This window comes from Pseudonocardia xinjiangensis (genome assembly GCF_050948425.1).
GTDB lineage: Bacteria > Actinomycetota > Actinomycetes > Mycobacteriales > Pseudonocardiaceae > Pseudonocardia > Pseudonocardia xinjiangensis.
Window position 1 is genome coordinate 3,986,686 of sequence record NZ_CP192009.1, and the last position, 18,908, is coordinate 4,005,593.

Sequence of the window (18,908 nt, forward strand, 5' to 3'; positions counted from 1 at the left end):
CGTGCACCACGCCGATGACGGGCCAGACCGAAGGGGCCTCCTATTCGGGATGCCCAGGGAGCGCCCACCGCGGCTGAGCTTCTTCACCGACACCTGGTGTGCATCGGATGCAAGGCCTGGTGGCCTGCACGGAGTGGAACGACGTGCCGGCCGACGCGGGCCGACCCGTGGCGGGACGACGTAACTGACCGACCTCGGCCTGCTCGGCCACCGGCGGCGCAAGTGGGCTGCGGCGCGGAACCCGTCTTACGAGGCGGTGGGACCGCGGCTGGGCCGGAGGCAGTTGAGCGCCCGTTGCCACCACGGGGTGATGAGGGCGGTGACGTGTGCTTCGGTGGCCCGAAGGAAACGCTGCTCGGCCTCCTGGAGCTCGGCAAGGTCGACTCGGTCGGGACCGATGTTCATGCCGATGTCGTCGTTGAGACCCGGCTCCTGCCAACCCATACGCATGGACGCGCCGGCGATCCTGCGGAGCTGCGCGACGAGTTCGTTATAGGCGGCGCCGGTTCGAGGCGACTCGGCCAGGGTCCAGGCCTGGTAGTACGACAGACGGGACTGGACCCGCCGTACCTCCTCCGATAGCCGGATCCGCTCTTCCGCGGGCTGATCGGCTCGACGGCGTCGGATGGCGTAGGGGAACTCTTTGTAGTCGGCGTAGGCCTGGTAGGCCTCGGCGAGCGTGGACCGGACCCGCGACCGCTCTTCCAGCCGGGGTAGTGCGCCGGGCGAGCGCGGCGTTCACCCAGCCGCTCAGCACGGCGGCAACGACCGCTCCCGACAGTACGGCTGCGGTGAGTGCGCCACCGGAGGTAGTCGGCGTGACGGTGGTCGGGGGTGCTGGTGCTGGTGTGCTGCTGGTCGTCGTGGAAACCGTGGGGGTTGGGGTCACCTCTGACGAGAAGGCCGCGGTCGGCGGCTCCGGCGTGGGGCTGGTCATTGTGGTGTCCATTGTGCTGGGTCGGGTCGCTGCGGAGGTTCGGGCTGCGGGTGGGGCGCCTCGTCTCCGACCCATTCATCGGTCTTGCGCCACCAGCTTTCGCGGATCAGATGGGCGCAGATGTGACCGGCGAGGGCGGTGCCGCCGTCGCGCCAGGTCCAGCGTTGCTCCGGCGGGTCGAGCGGGTACCAGATGCACAGGCTGCTGTCGTTGTAGCGATGTGGTGAGCCGGGGCCGGCCACGTAGATGTGGGGTATGTCTGGGCTGTTTGCGCTGAACTCGATCGTCACCCGCTGCTGGTCGAGCCCGGTGGGTGTGAGGATCATCTGGACGGCTAACCCGCCACGGCGCGGGCCGGTGGGCCGCACCGCCGTGACTCCGGCGCCGACCGCCCGCAGCTCGGCGATGAGGCGCAGACGGGGGGCGGGGCGGTCGAACCAGGCGGGGTGTCGGTGGGCTGGTCGGCGGTTCATCGCGGCTGGGAGCCACCGTAGGCGCGGGTTGGTGGGACGGCGACCGCGGGGCCGGGCAGGCCGACAGTCACGGTGGTGACCGGACGGTGTGACCGCAGCGCGGCGACCACGGATGCCAGCTTGTCCTCGGGCGGGGCGTCGATGTAGTGACGGAAGACCCGATGCAGGGCGGCGTGCACGGCGCTCTTGTCGTCATCGTGTTCGAGCGCGTCGGCCATCGCGTCGGCTGCCAGGCGGAGCCTCCGAACGGCAACGTCCCGGTTCACACCCTTCATCAACTTCAGCGGCTCGGACACTTCAGCCGGGTCGGGGGTGTTGCAGCCGGTGGCCAGGAACCTCGCGCCACCGTCGAAGACCGCGTGCAGCGCGGTAGCGATGCTCATGCCGGCGGTGACGTGCTGGAGCGTCAGCGCGGAGAGGTGGAATGAGGAGAACGCCGGGTTGCTCCATTGCTTGTTCCATGCCTTCGCCAGCCGGATGACGCGGCGCCGGGTGCGACAGAGCGACTCGTTGCCGCTGGCGAGCAGTGCGACGTGCTGCTCGGGGTCGGAGGCCTCCCAGCGGTCCATCTGGAGGTTCGGGATCCACAAGCCGTTGCCTTCCCGCCGGGTGAGGGCGACAACGAGGTCAACCGAGGGGTCCTGGCCGTTGATCGGCTTGCCGAAGGTGATCTTCGGGCCGCGCTTGGAGCTGCCGCACCGGGCCATCGGGTAGGTCTTGCGGATCTCGGGTCCAAGCAGACCGCAGAGGTCGGCGGCGACGTCGGTGGGTGTCTCTCCGCCTCCCTCGGGTCCCAGCTTGGCGTAGTTCACGCGGTTGAGCACGAGGCCGCCGTCGCCGTCGGTCACCGGGTGGTTCACTGTGTGCTGCCGCAGTGATCCGGAGGCGTAGGTGCGCAGCGCGCCCGGGAAGTTCATCGCGATGTTGCGGACGAGCGCGAGCCGGGTGCGCGCTTCGGCCAGCACAGTGTCGTCGGCCGCGATGGCGCTGCGGACGGAGGTCAGGTAGTCGTTGGTGTGGCCCACGGCCGAAGTCCCTTTCGGTGTCTGGGGACGGTCCTCGCCCCCTCTCGCACCGGTTTGACGTCGAACCTCGCCGATCCGTCCGGTCAGCCAGCGCAGTCCCGGCAGACACTGTCGGCTCGGCTGGGGAACCGGCTTGGACCCAGCAGCTGGAAGCACCGGTGGCACTGTCGCTCCGCGGCCAGGGTGCAGGTGCAGTGCCCCGCCGAACAACGTGGGGTGCTGCAGTTGGCGCAGGACCCGTCCGGGGTGAACTCCTCGCCGCACATCTCGCAGGTCCAGTCGCGCGCCGCGAATTGACGACTGCCGATCCGGGGCGGCGCGAACTGCTTCCAGCCCGGCCGGTCGAGGACGGCAACCGTGACCAAGTACTCCCCCGACCACACGGCGTCCCCGTACAGCAGTTCGCTGCGGTCCCCGGAGCGGTACTGCACGTACGTCTCGTCGGTGCGGGCGTTGCCGCCGCGGCACCGCGCGGCGGCAACGAGCGGGGTGCTGGCCTGGCTGCTGCCCCGGGCCGGCGGATACACCTCCCCGCGAGCGACGGCGAAGGAGACAGTCCCGGTCGCGTCCAGGACAGTGATCACGCCGTGAGTACCCAACCGGCTGGCCATTCGGACGCAGCACGCCGCTCGGGAGGCCTGCGTCCGCTCGAACACCGCGACGACGTCGGCGGCGCTCGGGGAACGTCCTTCCGGCTGGGAAGGGAGAACGTCGTCGGGGACGAGCACCAGGGAGGCGAACATGTCGCAGGCAGCGTCTTCGAACGCCTCGTTATTCGCAGGCTGTCGACGGACAGCCACCGCCAGCCGGACGTCGTGCTTCTGCAGGTGATGCCCGAGCTCGTGCAAAGCAGTGAACTGCTGACGCCGATGGCTGAGCGACCGCGTGACCGTCAAGGTCGGCGGATTTGTGGAGTGGACGTAACCGCCGGCGACCGAGCACCGGGTTTGTGCAGCCGTGTCCGGCACCCGGCGCACCTGAACGTCGGTCCAGGTGCCCAGCTCCGCGAGGGCGTCGGTGTGCAGTCGGTTGACGCTACCCGGTCGGTCGGCCTCGAGCCGCTGCAGCATCAGGCGGGCCTGGGAGACGACGTCGACCCCGATGACGTTCACGCGTCGGCGTCCACGTCGAGCTGGTGAGCCTCCGCCCAGCGAAGTATCCGGTCGGGCCAGTAGGGCTCCCGATCACCGGTCTGGCGCGCGGCCATCGCATTGATCTCGTACGCCATAGTGGTGCGCACACCGTGGTCGGTCGTGTGGCCCTGACGACGGAACTGTCGGACTAGTCCGCGCCACTTCGGCTGGGCCAACTCCACGACGAGGCCTGAAGGTGGCGGGCTGGTCTCCGGTACACCGCCGACCGTCGCGCGAAGCACATCAGCCTCCGCCGGTGTCGGTGGCCGCCTGCCGTCGATGAGTTCCAGCACCACGGGCAGCGACACACCGAGACGCGCCGCCGCCTCCACCAAGGCCTCCTCCAGAACATCCGGCTCCAAGGCATCGAGATCGACACCAGCCGCGGGCGCCGCCTCAGCCGTGTCCAATGCCGTGTCGACCTCCGCCGTAGCCGTCGCGAGGACCACGAGATCGTCGACCAGCTCAGCTCTGGTATCGGATGCGGCAAGCCCGGTCACCGGTTCGCGACCGGCAGCGGCCTCCACCATCACTTGTTGGACGGCGACCGCGCCTAGGTCGTCAATCGGTCTGTCCAGAACCTCTACCGGCAGCGATCGTCGCAGGCCCGTCCAGACAGTCACCGGCGCGCCGAGAGAACTCCCGTCAAAAACGATGGTGTCGATGTCCACGTCGGTGGACTCGACGGTCACCGGAACCGCGCTCACCGACTCGGCGTCGACAGCCACCAACAGCACCAGGGCCGTGACGTCCTCGTGGACGGCCCGCCACAGCTGTCCTGCGGTGGGCAGCCAGGTCGAGCGCCGGCCGAACCGATCGTCCAACGCCGCCTCGGTCAGCTGCGCCGCGGCGCTCTGCTCGGCCAGTGCGAGCAGTTCCTGCGGTATCCCGCCGCCCTTAGCCGACATCACAGCGCGACCTCCCTCTTGGCATGCACGGCCCGGTTTGCCGCAACTAGGTTGACGTCGAACCTGCCCCAATGGTCCGGGCCGCTCATGGGCTCACCACACACAGCCGCAGTACCTCCATGGTCACCTCGTCGCGTAACCCGTCGTCGAGGACCAGTTCGGTCAGCAACGCCTTCAGCTTCCCGCTCGCCGCGTACGCCTGGCTGCGACCGACCCCCAGGACCTGAGCCCGGTCACCGATCGGATTGTCGAGGTGCGGTAGCAACGCCCGCTGCGAGGGCGACAGCTGCTCATAGACCTCACGCGCGCGGTCGCTGCACTCGACGACCACGTCAGGGCGGTCTCGAGCCGGCGCGACGGCCCTGTTGAACGCGCCCTCGTCCAGCGCGGCATCCGCGGCCTCGACCGCGGCTGGGAACCGTCGAACCAGGACGTCGGCGAGCTGGGAGAGCTCCATGGATCCCGCCGCCATCTTCAGCACGGCGCGGACGATGGCCACGAGGGATTCGTCCCGGGCGAGCGGCGCCCTCCTCGTAGCGCTCGACCAGCGAACCGCGTGCACTCCGGGGACGGCATACGCTGCGGCCACCAGTGGTCGCGACTCACCGCCGTAGGGCGGCTGCGGGTCGCCGACCAACTGCCAGCGCCCGGCTCCGGCGGTCCCCTCAGGCACCCGCTCGAACTCCGGCGAGGCCGCCATCAGCTCCTCTAGCTTGCGCCGCACCGCGCCGATCGGGGTCTTGCGCGCCTGGTCGACGAGGTAGTGCCGGACGCAGCGGCGCAGGTACCGCGCCATTGACTCCGCGTCGGCAGTCTGCGCGAGAACACCCGCAGTTACCGCAGCCCCCTTCGCCGCGAAGAAGCTCTGCGTCCAATCCCACACCGCCTGCTCAGTCCACGTCGTGCCCTGGTCAAGCAGCACAGGGAACCGCTGCACCTCCTGCGCTACCAAATCGAACAGCAGCCTTAGCCCGAGTGGTCCGAACTGCCCCCGCTGCTGCAGCTCGCGGTACGCGTCGATGATCGTTGTCCCCCTGTCTACTGACGGCGACTATCCGAAGCTAGCCCGTCCCCACCGGCGTGCTGGCGAGCGACCGATCTGCAGCGACTTGCCGTGTCAATGCCGCAGACGATCTCCACCGAGCTGGTTCAACTCGAAGGCAGACCAGCCCACAAGACCCACGGTTGCCAGCATGAGCGCTCTACCACCGCCCAGGTTCGGTCGCGCCGACTCAGCTGTTACTTACCGTCGCCGACCGTGCCTACGGCGTGCCCGGCAGTGATTGCCGATCGGGTGTGGGACAGGCGCCTCCGCGAAGATTCGACTGCCAACGCAGACCTGCCCCACCTGCACTGGATCTCGCCGCGTCTGTGACGCTCGCGGTCGTGCTCCGCGGCTATGGCGGCACGCCCATACCCTCGACCGCACCGTCGCAGCCGGGTCCACACCGGCCGCGGCCATCGGCCCACTGGGGGCGATCATCTGGGCCCTGTACCTCGGCGCGCCCGCTGGGTGAACGGCCGCCATTCCATCGGGGATGGTGGTGGTCAGGTCCGATGCCGGTGAACCCGGCCACGAACAGGGCTGCCAAGGCCCACGCGGCGACCTGCAGCAGCCAGGTGCTGACGGTCACGGCAGTACCGGTCGCCGTGCTGGTGCTTCGCAGCGGGTAGTCGCGGCGCGGGGCAGGAACGGGTGCCCAGGTCGAGGCCTTGCCGATGCGCTCGAGCAGCGTGCACGCCTCCGCAGGCACTGTGGCTGGGGCCAGCTCGGCAGCTGCCGCCGCCACGGTGAGTCGGCAGCTGTTCCTGGTGGGCACATCCAACGGCGCCTGCCTGGGCGGCGATAGGGCGACAACGCTGCAGCCCCGGCCCCGTTGCGCAAAGGATCACGGTGAACAGCAGCTCCACCAGTGGAACAAGGCGTCCTCGTACCCTTCGGTGGCCTTTCCGAGGTTGAGCAGGATGTTCCAATTGTCGATACCAAGCCACTTCGCGGTGAATCGTTGACGGCGCAGTGGACAGTGATGATCGTCACCCCGGTGCGGCTCTCAGATCGCCGAGTGCGGCGTCTCAAGCGCGATCGTTGCGCTCGCCTCCAGAAGATGGCCCTGTCGGAGCTGGTGGAGTGCAGCAGGAGCGGTTCCACGCTGCGGCGGCGCAGTCGAATTTGTGGCGACGCTCTCCATCGCCTGCGGACCTCCAAATGCGACACGCCTGCGGACGCAGGCGTCAAGCTCGGGCTACAGGCGGTTTGATCGTGACTGTGAGAGTGCCGACTGGCTCAGCCCCATCGGAGGTGGAGCGCTTCACAGCGGCGTGGCTGGACCCTGCGGAGGGCGGGCAGCGTCGGCCGTCGGACGCTATGGCTGAAATGGCTGACTACGCGACTCAGACCACCACGCGCCTCACGACCAAACTCACCACCTGGACCCGAACGCAGACAACAACCGCGGGAGCAAAATGAGCCGTGCGTCGCGTCACCCGTTTCCGTCCGGTCCAGTATGTCGGCTTCCCCTGGTAGACAAACCGTTCCGTTACGAAACTATCAAATCATACCTTCGCCGTCTTACCATGCTCAACCATCTGCCCGATGGTGAATTGTGTTTCTACCTCGATGGAACCGACGAACTTGGCCGCGACCTCACTCGGTTTCTCACCCCCACCAACCTTGAACTCCTGGCCGCCGTGACCGGCTACAACCCGGCGCGCCTACGCCACACATTCCCAGTTCAAGAGTCACTTATCTCAGCCGACCTTCCGTTCACTGAACGACGCCGTCGCGCACTCCACCCCCAGAGCAACCCAGACGTCCTCCCTGATCCAATCCCAGCCTGCACCCTGTGTGCAGCCGCCCGGCAACCACGCGGTGCCAAGATTATGCAATGGGCGCCCCAGAACCAGCGGGTTTGCTTCCAACACCAGCGATGGATAGGCCCTCCGGGCCGCGGCTACGGCCGGCGCCAGGTTGACCTGAGTCGCACACCAAGCATCATCGCAGCGGCCCGCCAGCATCAACGTCTCATCCGTCGCCATGGAAGGGACAGAGCCGCAATGTTCATCAATCGCAGCCACTTCGTTGCAGTCGACCTGGACGATCGCAGAATCATCCAACGGACCGTCGACGATCGCCTTCAGTCATTACTCCCCGAAGGGGAAACCGTCTGTTTAAGTAACGATGACGCCGTGACCGCAGCCCGCTACCCTGTGGCCGTTGCCCTGGCGACCATCATCGCCTCGCCCCGATGGCGGACCCAGCTTGCCGCGCCTGCCCACATCGCCGGCCCAGCGCTCCGGGATTTAACGCGAGATATCAACGCCGCTCTCCGACTCCGCCACCCCTGGACACCTGGCTGGAAGAGGTGCGAGCTCACCGAATGGATCCTGGAACTTCGCCCAGGAACACGCCTCCGAGATTTATCAACTTTGCTAGAGCAAAACCCACCTAATCCTTGTCTCAGTGAAGGTGAAGATTCTTAGGTCGGGCCAAGAACAGGAGAACCGGGTTGGTCAACAGTAGCCTGCGGGGGATGCGTGGTGGTCGCACACGGGTATCGGCTGAATTCGAGGTCGGTTTCGTGTATCAAGACGGCGGCGAGGTACGGGTCCCGCTAGCAGAGGCCGCCACCGTGGCATTCGAGCGCATCCAACCGGTTCGGTCGTTCCCGTCGTACAAGGGGCAGAGCAACTTTCCAGGCTTCTACTACGCGGCGTCCCTGGACGCGCACGTGGAATGCGAGTCGTGGCTCGAGCGGGACACGGCGATGGAGTTGGACTTTGATGCCGCAGTGTTGGCGTTCGCGGCGCAGCCGTTCTGGCTCGGTTGGTCCGACAACGACCGGGCACGCTCCCACGCCCCGGACTTCTTCGCGCGCACAGCCGACGGTAGGGGCATGGTGCTCGACTGCCGCCCAGTCGAGCGAGTGAAGCCGCGGGACGCGGCGGCGTTCGCCGCCACGAAGCGCGCGTGCGCCGAGGTCGGCTGGGAGTACCGGCTTGTCACCGGGCATGACCCGGTCTGGCTGGCGAACCTGCGCTGGTTGGCCGGTTACCGACACCGCCGCTGCTACCGCGCGCCGGTCGCGGCAGCTGCGCTGGAGACATTCGCCGAACTCCGGCCCCTGATGTCCGGCGCCGAGCTGGTGGGCGACCCGATTGCGGTTCTGCCGACGATCTACCACCTGATTTGGTCGGGCCAACTTTCGGTAGAGCTGTCCACCCGGCTGGACGCGACGTCGCTGGTTTCGGCGGTGAGCGTGTGATGCAGTTGCTCCACGTCGGCGACCGAGTTCTGTTCGAGGACGCCGAGCACCAGGTCGCGGCCCTGGCGGGCACATGGGTCCGGCTCGTCGCGACTGCCGACGGCACGCCCCGCGCGATCCTATTGACCCACCTGGTCGGATCATCGGGCTTCGAGATTCTCGGGGTTGCGCAGCCGGCAGCAGCCGCTCCCCTGGCCACGTCCCTTGAGGACTTGTCGCAGGACGCAGCAGAGCGGGCCCGCGCGTGGGAGCGCCACATCGTGGAAGTCGAGACCGGGCTACCACCGCGCCCTCAACCGGACGCGAGACCGCGCCCGGAGTTCGACCCGCAGAACACCACCGTTCGGCAGCGCGAGGCCGCGAAGGCGGCGGAGCTGACGGCAGCAGGGACACCGACCAGTGCGATGACGGTGCAGCGCATGCGGCATCGCTATCGTGCTGAGGGGCTGCGGGGGCTGATCGATGGCCGCGCGCGGCGCACTCCATCGCCGCATGGCTGGACTGACGAGCGCGTTGTGGTAGCAATCCGCGAAGCACTGTCCGAGGAGACACCGAGGTCCACCGGCACCCGGGATCGGCTGCGCCGACGGGTTGAGGCGATCCTGGCTGGGCGCTACAGCGACGAGGTACGGCTGCCGTCGAAGGCAACGTTCAACCGGCTGGTCTTCCGATTGTCGGCGGGACGTCACACGTTTGGCGCGGCCACGGCTCGTCGTTCGGCGGCAAACCGGCCGGGGGGCGCGTTTACCGCGAGCTGGGCCGCTCGGCCGGGACAGCAGGTGCAGATCGACTCCACTGCCCTGGATGTGATGGCCGTGTTCGACGATGGCCAAGCGCGTCGGGTCGAGCTCATCGCGGCAGTGGACGTCGCGACCCGCACGATCTGCGCGGCGATCCTGCGGCCAGTCGGCACGAAGGCGATCGACGCAGTGCTGCTGCTGGCCCGGATGTTAGTGCCCGAACCGATGCGGCCCGGTTGGGCCGACACGCTGCGGATGTCCGTGTCACGACTGCCGCACCGAAGCCTGGCTGACCTCGACTCCCGCATGGAGCAGGCCGCGGCCAAACCGGCGGTGCTACCTGAGACGATCGTCTGCGACCGCGGCAAGATCTACCTGTCCGAGACGTTCCGGCGCTCCTGCGAGTTCCTCGGCATATCCCTGCAACCCACCCGACCGCACACACCCACAGATAAGGCCATCGTCGAACGCACTTTCGGCTCGATCAACACCCTGTTCTGCCAGCACGTCGCGGGCTACACCGGGCGAGCGGTCAGCCATCGCGGCGCCGACGTCCAAGCCGAGGCAGCGTGGTCGCTAGCGCAGCTGCAGGACCTGCTCGACGAATGGATCGTCGCCGGGTGGCAGACCCGACCGCACGACGGGCTGGTCGGTCCAGATACCGGGCGGACGCTGTCCCCGAACGAGATGTACGCGGTGCTGGTCAGCGTCGCCGGGCACGTCCCGGTCATGCTCACCGCCGAGCACTACCTTGAGATGCTCCCCTCGGCCTGGCGCACGATCAATGACTACGGCGTCCGGATCGACAGGCGCACCTACGACGCCACGGCGCTGAACCCGTTTCGGCGACAGCATTCCGGGGTCGCCGCGCAACGCGGCCAATGGGAAGTCCGCTTCGATCCCTACGATCTGTCACAGATCTGGGTGCGCAACCATTACCGAGGCGGCTGGATCCGCGCGGTCTGGACGCATCTGCCCATGGTGTCCGCGCCCTTCACCGACTTCGCCTGGCGCCACGCCCGCCGGCACACAACCGAAGGGTCGCCAGGCAACGCCGACGAGACAAGCATCGCGTTGTCACTGTCGGAGCTGCTCGACCGCGCTGGCGCGGGCCCTGCCAGTCCCGAGGACAAGCGTATTGCCGCACGCACGCGCGCGGCGGCCGCGCCGCGGCCGCCGATCGAGCCGGTTGACGTGCACAAGGGAGACGACGACTTCGACGCCGAGGACCCGGTCGACGAAGTTGATCTCGACATGGTGGTCCCTTTCGGGGTGTTCGACGCGCAGGAGGAGGCCAGGCGATGGCGGTGACGGCCGACGATTCGACTTTCGATCCACCCCCGGCCGAACCGCTGACCAGTAAAGAAGGCTGGGTCCGCTGGGTCGGCCGGGATACCGTCCCGATCGAGTTGCACCCCAACTGGGTTGACCTCGACCCGGCCTCACGCGCCGACTACGACGATGCTCGGCTGGACTACCACAGCAGCATGATCGTCGTCGCCACTCCTACCATCCGTGACGTCATCACAACAGTGCGACGACTGCTGGTGCTCAACCGGCGCCAGATCTCGGCGCGGCGCGGGCTGATTCTCACCGGTGACTCAGGCACGGGCAAGACGACCGCGATCACCCAACTCGGCCGCGCGCACGAGTTGAACGTCCGACTCCGGAATCCCTCGCGAGGGCACAGAATCCCGGTCGTCTACATCACCGTCCCGCCCGCGGCGACGCCGAGGATGCTCGCGGTCGAGTTCGCCCGGTTCCTCGGCCTTCCGATCGCCAGGCGCGCGAACCTCACCGATATCACCAACTCAGTTTGCGCGGTGCTTTGCGACGTCGGCTGCGACCTCGTGCTCGTTGACGAGATCCATAACCTCAACATCGCCACCCGCGCTGGGGCGGAAGTCTCCGACCAGCTCAAATACTTCTCCGAACGCATCCCGGCCACGTTCGTCTACGCTGGCATCGACGTCGAGCGGGCCAACCTATTCACCGGAACCCGCGGCAAGCAGATCGCCAGCCGCTTCACCACCGTCGCCACTCGCTCGTTCGCCTACGGAACCACGATCCAGCGGGCGAACTGGCGAGCCCTGGTCGCCACGCTTGAGCAGGCCGTGCGGCTGCACCGACACAACCAGGGCACGCTGACCCGTCATAGCGAGTACCTCTACCGGCGCACCCACGGCATGATCGGCAGTCTTGTCTTCCTTATCCGCGGCGCCGCGGCCGACGCGATCGTCGACGGCACCGAGCGGATCACCAAGGCCCACCTTGAGGCGATCCCACTCGACCACACTGCCGAGAGCACGCCCCCGCCAGCGGCGGCGAAACGGCCGAAGACGCAGGCAAAGACAAGTTAATCCCCCGGCACGCCGTGCCGGTGGGCGTCTCGTTTGCAGATCCCCTCGAAGTCCAGTACTGGCCGCTGACCGATGATGGGCTGAACGCTGGGCCGGTAGCCGACAGCTTCCTGCGGGAATTGCGGTCTGATCAGGTTCTCGGTGGCAGCTGAAGATCACATGGTCGAGGCGTCGCAGCGTCAGCCTTAGACGTCGACGAGACGACACCTCGGCACTGCCCGGCCGGCCACCGAATCGGCCGGGAAGCTGGCCTCGGTTCGTAACGAACTTCTCTACAGTGTGGATCCACACAGCCGCGTAGCGTGTCGGTCGCCGCGAAGGGGCCGGGGACTCGATGCTGCTGAGGTGACCAGCCAATTAACCCGCCGCAGAGGCCGCGGGCCGACTCCCACCTCGGCCATACCGAAGGACGCGTTCGACCCAGGCGAGCTCCTGTTCGTGCTCGTCGACTACCACCGCTCGCCGCTGGGGACATGGACCGCCGTTGTGGACCCGATAGGGTTGCCTCCGGCGGTGCGGGATTCGGCCACTCTCCATGACTCCTTCCACAACGCCATGGATTTGATTAATGCGCTCTCCGACGAGGTGGCCACCTCGATCTCAACCATGCATTGTGTCGACGGTGATCCCACGGGCTGGTTTGACCTCGCCGCCCAGGAAGGCTTCCTCGACTGCATCAGCGAAGTAGCGTCGTCGAGCAGCGCGCCATGCCGCCCTAGTGGGCCGCTGATGCGGACGCGCTGAGGGCGATAGGGGCGGGCCGAGACGCGGGTAATGGAAGACTGGTTGATCAGCTCAGTGCTGTCGGGGGCCAGTCGTAGGGTCTAGGCGTGTCTGACCACCCCACCCTTGGCAAGCGCGCACCCCACCAGCCACCTGCTGCTCCCCGGCGCTTCCACGACTGGCTCGCTGGTCCTCCGGCCGACACCACGCTGAGCCGCGACATCCCGGCGCCGCTGATCCCGGTACTGAAGCACTGGATCACCTTGGCCTGCCAGTACGACGACCAGGTCGCGCAACGGGTCGGACTGCGTTTGGGGATCATGCCCAAGCAAGGAGCCCGCGGACAGTTCGACTTCGTCGAGGCCCTCCGCGAAATCAAGGCCACCAACGAGCGCCTCGACCTCTACGACGTCGTCAACGCGATCCTCGGCGCGCACCGCGCCCCGGACTGGGTCGACCATCCGCAGAACAGCACGCTCGCCGGACGCTACACGGCACTGGTCACCAATCTGATCGCCGCGCTGGAGGACGCCGGTTCCGCGTACACCGTCGCCGACACCGGCCGCCTGCTCGTTGAGCGGGTTGATCCGACCGTCGCCGCGGCCGTCCGTCACACCATCGATGCAGCGCCCCATACCGCCGCCGAGCTGCTGGTGGACGCGTGGAACCACGCCTATGGACTGCGGCCGGATCCGACGACGGCCTACCGGCAGGCAGTCCGCGCCGTCGAGGAAGTCGCTGGCCCGCTGGTGCTGCCGAACAACCCGAAGCCCTCGCTCGGCACCGTGATCAAGCACCTGCGCGACGGTGGGCACAAGTGGCGCTTCGAGCTGATCGACAAGGAAGGTGAGCACACGGTTGACGTCATCGTGGCCATGATGGAGCGGCTGTGGACCGGGCAGGTGTCTCGCCACGGCGGCGGCGAATTTAACCGGGACCAGACCTCGGCTGAGGCCTACGCCGCCGTACACCTGGCCAGCACCCTGGTACAGCTCCTCGCCAGCGGCGCGCTCGCCCGCAATGAACGGGCGTGAGCGGCGCCGAACCTGTGGCATCACCGAGGATGTGGAGCAGACCGAGCCGGGGGAGTTCCCCGGCTCCGGGCACACTGCAGCACCTAACCCCTTGCCTTGTTCGCCGATGCTTGCCTCTCGGTCACAACCGCGATCAGTCGAACCCTTTGCCAGCCGTGCGGAGCCAAGCCAGCGCTAGGGAAGACGCACAGGGTGGGTCCGAGACGGCCTGTGATTTGTGGGAACGATGATGCGCCGTCTGGTGAATATGCGTGGCCTATCGGATGGGTTGTGGGTCGCGACCGCGGAAACACCGATGGGCGCGTCAACCGATTGCGTGGCCGGGACGACCCGCGACACTGCGACATCAACCCCGGGCGCGCCGAGTAAAGCTCGTCTGGGCGATCGCTCGCGGCCGCAACCACGACCTGTGGTGGAGGAGCCGGCGGGCCCCGGCCGCAAGGCGCGAACTCACACGCCGATGCCTTCGGTGGCATGACGTTCCGCCAGATGTCGCAATGCCAGTAATCGGGCGTAACGGACGGGTGGCCCGCGGCGAAGAACCGGTGCCCCCAGCGCCTTGGCGCCCTTCGCTCCGCTCCCCCAGCAGCGACGCCCTGGCGCCCCGGAATCGGAGTCCCCGTGAAAAGACCGTCCCGTCTCGTCCTCGTCACCGCGTCGCTAACGGTCGTCGGACTACTCGTCGGCGGCACGGCCTACGCGATGTCCAGCCGAGGGGACGCGGAGACCTACCGCGGGTGTGTCAACAACCGCACCGGCGCGATCCGCATGCTGCTCGACCGCCGAGATGGCGACTGCTACACGAGGCGCGGCCCGTGGCAGGAGACTCCGATCGCGTGGGACCGCAACGGCGGTCCTGCCGGGCCCCCCGGGCCCCCCGGTCCGCGTGGGCCTCGCGGGCCCGGCGGGCCGGGCGGCGGCGAAGGTAGTTCGCTTGGCAGCCTGGACGAGCTGGGCGGCCTGCCGTGCAACACCGACAGCGACGATGAAGGTGTTGTTGAGGTCCAGATCAGCCCGCCAGAGCAGGGGTCGGTGATCCAGATGATCTGCAAGACCGATGGGACGGTCGACTGGCCGCAGCCTCCTCAGCCGACAACCCGGCCGCGCCCGACACTGACTCCGCAGCCGACCGTAGAGCCTCCGCGGCCGACGACTACTCAGCGTCCCGTGCCGACCACAACGACTCCGCCCAGGGCGACGACGACCCCGCCACCGCCATCTACGTCCCGGCCCCCGAGTGCGACGGGGACTGCGGCTCCGCCGCCGCAGGCCTAGACCGACTGGGAGCAGCGGCGCGCGTTCGACCGTTTGTGGCTCCGGATCAGTGAAGATGAGAAGTGTCAGGTCAGGGCACTACGTGGTGATCAGGATGGGCTGGTCGAGAAGCCGGTGGCAAGTCGCCAGAGGCGCCGTGCTCGGGCCAGAGCGTGGTGCGCTTTGGCTGATCGCGGCGCCCGGTGATCAGCGCACGCACGGTAACGAGAGCTGGTCTCAGATCGATCTCCTCGGTAGTCGCGGGCCGCCCGATGGACCGCAGCGTGGAAGTGCAGGTTCTCATTGCGACTTGCGAGCATCGGTGCCAGCAACTTCCGAGCCTTCGACGAGGTCACGATTCCCCTGCGGAACCAGGTCACCGTCGTCATCGGCGAGAACAACGCCGGGAAGTCAACACTGCTCGACATGCTGAGACTGGTGACCGACCCGCTTGACGGGCGGCGCAACCTCTACTGGGATGCCGATGACATAGCTCGAGCAGCGACCGCCGATCGCACGAGACTGGTTGCTGACTACGAGTTGACCTCCCCTGACCAGCGCCACTTCTACGTCCAAGCTCTGCTTCCCGGAACCAACCAGGTCCGATACGCCGCTACCTTCACGCCGCCACCAGTTCTGGGGCTGCGCGGTCGCCTGACATGGGTGGCCGGGAACGGCGCGACCACCGACCGAGATCCGGAACCTGCGGCGCGGGATCGACTCCGCCACGTGTACCTCCCGCCGCTCCGCGACGCACAGCGTGAGCTCAACTCGTCGTCCGGAGCCCGCCTGCGGACGATCTTTCGATATCTGCTTGCCGAGACCGGCGCGGCGGAAGCGGCACTCGTCGAGCACGTGCACACCAAGTTCGACGAGATTCTTGACGGCCACCCGATCTTTCAAGCGGCAAGCCGCGCGGTTCGAGCGCCTCTGGCCGACATCACTGCTGGCGCCCGCATGCAGGACAGTGACCTCAGCTTCGCCGATCCAGATCTGCTGTCGATCGCGCGATCGCTCCAGATGCGCATGAACGATCACGGTCTCGATCCACGGGACATCGCCGAGTCCGGGCTTGGATATGCCAACCTCCTGTTCATCGCCACGGTGCTCGTGGAGCTTCGAGCCTCACGTCAACAGGACCTGACGCTGTTCCTGGTGGAGGAACCCGAGGCACACCTGCATCCGCAGCTGCAGATATTGCTGCTGGAGTACCTCCACGACGCCGCTCAGATGTCTCACGAAGCCCAGCCCCCCGGCGGCTACGCTGCCCGCATCCAGGTGGTCGTCACCACCCACTCTCCGCTGATCACCGCCTCGACCCACATCGATGACGTCGTCGTGCTGAAGCGAGCAGCACACAGGCACTCGCCACGAGCGAGTACTGCCACCGCCGCGCCGACATCAGCGTCGGCACCTGTTGAGGCGCCTACCACTGTCACTCCGTTCACGCCGATTCGGTTCACCAGCCGCCCGATCCCGCTCGCGAGTCTGGGCCTAGCCGGCCTCGCGACCGCCAAGCTGCAGCGCTACCTGGACGCCACTCGCAGCGCGATGTTCTTCGCTCCCCGCATCCTCCTGGTCGAGGGCATCGCAGAGGCATTGCTCTTGCCCGTGTTCGCACGCCGAGTACTCAACCCTCCCTCGCCGGCGCAGCTGTTCCCCTCGCTCGACGAAGAGGAATCCGAACAAGCCGAGAAGATTCGCAGGGCACGAGCTCCATGGGCCCGCTATCAGGGCACAACCCTGGTACCGATCGACAGTGTCGATTTCGAGCCTTATGTTCAGGTTCTGCTGACGCGGCATGCCGGCGTATGCCTAGCCGACCGCGTCGCCGTCATCACCGACGCAGATCCCTCCAGCCCTGGTGACCGCTCCGCCAGGCTCAAAGCCCTCGCCGTCACACTCGGTGCAGACACCCACAGCTTCGAAGTCTTCACCGCACAACCGACCCTCGAACCCGAGTTGCTGCGGGCTGCCACCAGGAACCAGGCTGCGGTGAAAGCTGCCTACCTCAACCAGCGCCCGAGAGCCGGAGCCGACCACTGGGCCGAGATAGAATCCAAGCTCACCCCAGAGGAACAGATCGCCGAGTTCAGCAGGCATTTCGTCTTGCACGGACTACGGAAGGGGCAGTTCGCCCAGGACCTGGCCGCTCAGGTGGCTGGAGATCCTACATTTGTCGTTCCGGGCTATCTCGAGCGCGCGATCCGCTGGGTCAGCGAAGCCGAGCGGGCCGGCGATCCAACCGACGAAGCAGCCCGACCGGACGTGCAGGGCCGTGCCGGCCAGTGACCAACGACGACATCCTCGAGCGACGGCGAGCAGCGAATGAGCAGCAGCGTCGAGTCGTCGAGGCATCGGCACCGCTCTTCGTGGAAGCCTGCCCAGGGGCCGGCAAGACCCGGACGATCGTGGATCGTCATCTCACGAAGGCAGTCTCTGATCGCCCCGGGCGCGCGTTGGTGTCGTTCACGAGGGCATCCAGCGCCGAGCTCCGTCGCCGGTGCCAGCTGAAGGGGCGACCGGAGCTCGCGGAGTTCCCGCACTTCATTGGCACGATCGACCGGTTCCTGTGGCAATACCTCGTGCGTCCTGCCCTGCTGCCAAACCGGCGCTGGGAACGCATCGACTCCTGGGACCGAATCAACGCACGGGTAAATGACAGGTGGCACCTGAGCGACTTCGTCTTCCGCCGAGACCCCGACGAAAACCAGTGTCGCGTTGAGCTGCGGCAGACGGATCGCAACCGCGCCGACTACGTCGATTTCCGTGACAACGGCCGTATCACAGCGGTCGAGGACGCTGCTCTTGCCCGCCGAGACGAACTCGTCATGCAGGGCTACATCACCGGTCACGAGCTGCGAGTCTGGGCTCTCTACAGCGCAAGAACCGACGCAGATCAGCTCAAGACAACCTTGCGCGCACGGTTTGATGAGCTGATCGTCGACGAGGCACAGGACTGTTCCCTCACCGACCTTGCCATCCTCGAGGAACTGCGCCGGGCCGGCCTGCCTCTAGTCCTAGTCGGGGATCTCGACCAGGCGATCTACGAGTTCCGGGACGCACGCCCGGATCAGGTCCGTCAATTTGGCGTCCAGCTCGGCAAGACTCTGCACCTCACTGGAAATTGGCGATCCTCCCCCGCGATCTGCGCGCTCGCCCATACCCTTCGGCAGGACACGACCGGACGGCCCGACGACGCGGTCGGCGACCGACATGATGACCTTGCACCCGTCCTGCTCCTGCCGAGCAGGAAGAACCAGATCGCCGCCGCATACCAGCAGTTCCACGCCCACGCCACGAGTCTCGGGATTGCCCGCTCCGAGCAGCTGGTGGTGGCTCATGCCGGCAGGCGGCTCCCCGGACCAGCCCGCGTGCGCCTCAGCGGCGGCGACCTCTCCTCCTCTAAGCAGCTGGCCTGGGCTGCAGCCATGATCGAAGATCGTGCGGCACCGCAACCTCAGGTCGAGGACGCGTTCGCCGTCTTCGAACGCGCTTTGCTGCGAGTGTGGTGCCCCGCAACCGACGATCAGAGCATCGACGCGCTGTGTGAATCGCATCGGGTCGATCGAACAGGCCTGCGCCAGCTGGTCAGAAGCCTGCGGCTCCCATCCCTGGATGGGCGCACCTTCACACAATGGTGCGCAGACGCGAATAGGCTACTGGCGGGCAACCCTCCTTCGGACCATATGACGCGGAGCAGGAAGGGGCGGCTCGTCGCGGGGCCAGACGGGTCTAAACAGGCGCGGAAGGTGGTCGGGACTCAACCCGCCTCCGCGATCACCGGCGGTACACGAGGCGCTGTCATTCATCAGGTCAAGGGAGACGAAGCAGACGCCGTCCTCCTGATCGTCCCAGAGGACATCCACACAGCTGGTCTGGTTGACGCATGGATACGGGGGGACGCTGCCAACAACGAAGGGCTCCGCGTTCTCTACGTCGCCGCAACCCGAGCGCGGCGCCTCCTAGCGATCTCCATCCCCGAGGACCACCATGGCAGTCTCGCCCAACATCTGGCGAGCCGCGGGGTGCCCCTGAATCGCTTCTCTTGAATCAGGC

The 18,908-nt window shown here is 67.2% G+C and carries 14 protein-coding genes; 8 read left to right on the top strand and 6 right to left on the bottom strand.

The annotated features are described in order from the left end of the window. Window positions 1-246: 246 nt before the first annotated feature. From ACQPZA_RS18790 to ACQPZA_RS18815, 6 genes are all read right to left on the bottom strand, one after another. A complete protein-coding gene (locus ACQPZA_RS18790; RefSeq protein ID WP_433272265.1) occupies window positions 247-450 on the bottom strand; it encodes a hypothetical protein in 204 nt (67 codons plus the stop codon). A gap of 483 nt (window positions 451-933) precedes the next feature. After that, complete coding sequence (locus tag ACQPZA_RS18795; protein WP_433272267.1) at window positions 934-1,263, bottom strand: hypothetical protein; 330 nt, start codon at window positions 1,261-1,263, stop codon at window positions 934-936. Window positions 1,264-1,406: 143 nt separating this feature from the next. Continuing rightward, window positions 1,407-2,591, bottom strand: coding sequence for a hypothetical protein (locus ACQPZA_RS18800; protein ID WP_433272269.1), 1,185 nt, complete (start codon window positions 2,589-2,591; stop codon window positions 1,407-1,409). Beyond that, the gene (locus ACQPZA_RS18805) at window positions 2,519-3,547 is read right to left on the bottom strand and encodes an ImmA/IrrE family metallo-endopeptidase (RefSeq protein ID WP_433272271.1); all 1,029 of its coding nucleotides are present in this window, start codon (window positions 3,545-3,547) and stop codon (window positions 2,519-2,521) included. Before ACQPZA_RS18805 ends, ACQPZA_RS18800 begins: the two co-directional genes overlap by 73 nt. Beyond that, window positions 3,544-4,479 carry a hypothetical protein gene (locus tag ACQPZA_RS18810; RefSeq protein WP_433272273.1) on the bottom strand — a complete coding sequence of 312 codons (936 nt, stop codon included), beginning with the start codon at window positions 4,477-4,479 and terminating at the stop codon, window positions 3,544-3,546. The genes ACQPZA_RS18805 and ACQPZA_RS18810 overlap by 4 nt, the downstream gene beginning before the upstream one ends. An 82-nt stretch (window positions 4,480-4,561) precedes the next feature. After that, window positions 4,562-5,398 carry a hypothetical protein gene (locus ACQPZA_RS18815; RefSeq protein ID WP_433272275.1) on the bottom strand — a complete coding sequence of 279 codons (837 nt, stop codon included), beginning with the start codon at window positions 5,396-5,398 and terminating at the stop codon, window positions 4,562-4,564. Window positions 5,399-6,939: 1,541 nt separating this feature from the next. Here ACQPZA_RS18815 and ACQPZA_RS18820 point away from each other — a divergent pair. The 8 genes from ACQPZA_RS18820 to ACQPZA_RS18855 all read left to right on the top strand — a co-directional run bounded on the left by ACQPZA_RS18820 (window position 6,940) and on the right by ACQPZA_RS18855 (window position 18,901). Beyond that, a complete protein-coding gene (locus tag ACQPZA_RS18820; protein WP_433272277.1) occupies window positions 6,940-7,956 on the top strand; it encodes a TniQ family protein in 1,017 nt (338 codons plus the stop codon). Window positions 7,957-8,006: 50 nt separating this feature from the next. Beyond that, entirely contained in the window at window positions 8,007-8,738 is a 732-nt protein-coding gene (locus tag ACQPZA_RS18825; RefSeq protein ID WP_433272279.1) for a TnsA-like heteromeric transposase endonuclease subunit, read from the top strand. Next, window positions 8,738-10,789, top strand: coding sequence for a Mu transposase C-terminal domain-containing protein (locus ACQPZA_RS18830; protein ID WP_433282870.1), 2,052 nt, complete (start codon window positions 8,738-8,740; stop codon window positions 10,787-10,789). The genes ACQPZA_RS18825 and ACQPZA_RS18830 overlap by 1 nt, the downstream gene beginning before the upstream one ends. After that, window positions 10,780-11,838, top strand: a complete 1,059-nt coding sequence (locus ACQPZA_RS18835; RefSeq protein WP_433272281.1) for a TniB family NTP-binding protein — start codon at window positions 10,780-10,782, stop codon at window positions 11,836-11,838. The genes ACQPZA_RS18830 and ACQPZA_RS18835 overlap by 10 nt, the downstream gene beginning before the upstream one ends. A gap of 345 nt (window positions 11,839-12,183) precedes the next feature. Next, window positions 12,184-12,582, top strand: a complete 399-nt coding sequence (locus tag ACQPZA_RS18840; RefSeq protein WP_433272283.1) for a hypothetical protein — start codon at window positions 12,184-12,186, stop codon at window positions 12,580-12,582. 86 nt (window positions 12,583-12,668) lie between these two features. Further along, a complete protein-coding gene (locus tag ACQPZA_RS18845) occupies window positions 12,669-13,595 on the top strand; it encodes a hypothetical protein (protein ID WP_433272285.1) in 927 nt (308 codons plus the stop codon). 1,557 nt (window positions 13,596-15,152) lie between these two features. After that, window positions 15,153-17,141 carry an ATP-dependent nuclease gene (locus tag ACQPZA_RS18850; protein WP_433272288.1) on the top strand — a complete coding sequence of 663 codons (1,989 nt, stop codon included), beginning with the start codon at window positions 15,153-15,155 and terminating at the stop codon, window positions 17,139-17,141. Further along, window positions 17,138-18,901 (top strand): UvrD-helicase domain-containing protein, encoded by a 1,764-nt coding sequence (locus tag ACQPZA_RS18855; protein ID WP_433272290.1) that lies wholly within the window; start codon window positions 17,138-17,140, stop codon window positions 18,899-18,901. Before ACQPZA_RS18850 ends, ACQPZA_RS18855 begins: the two co-directional genes overlap by 4 nt. The last annotated feature ends 7 nt before the right edge of the window (window positions 18,902-18,908 follow it).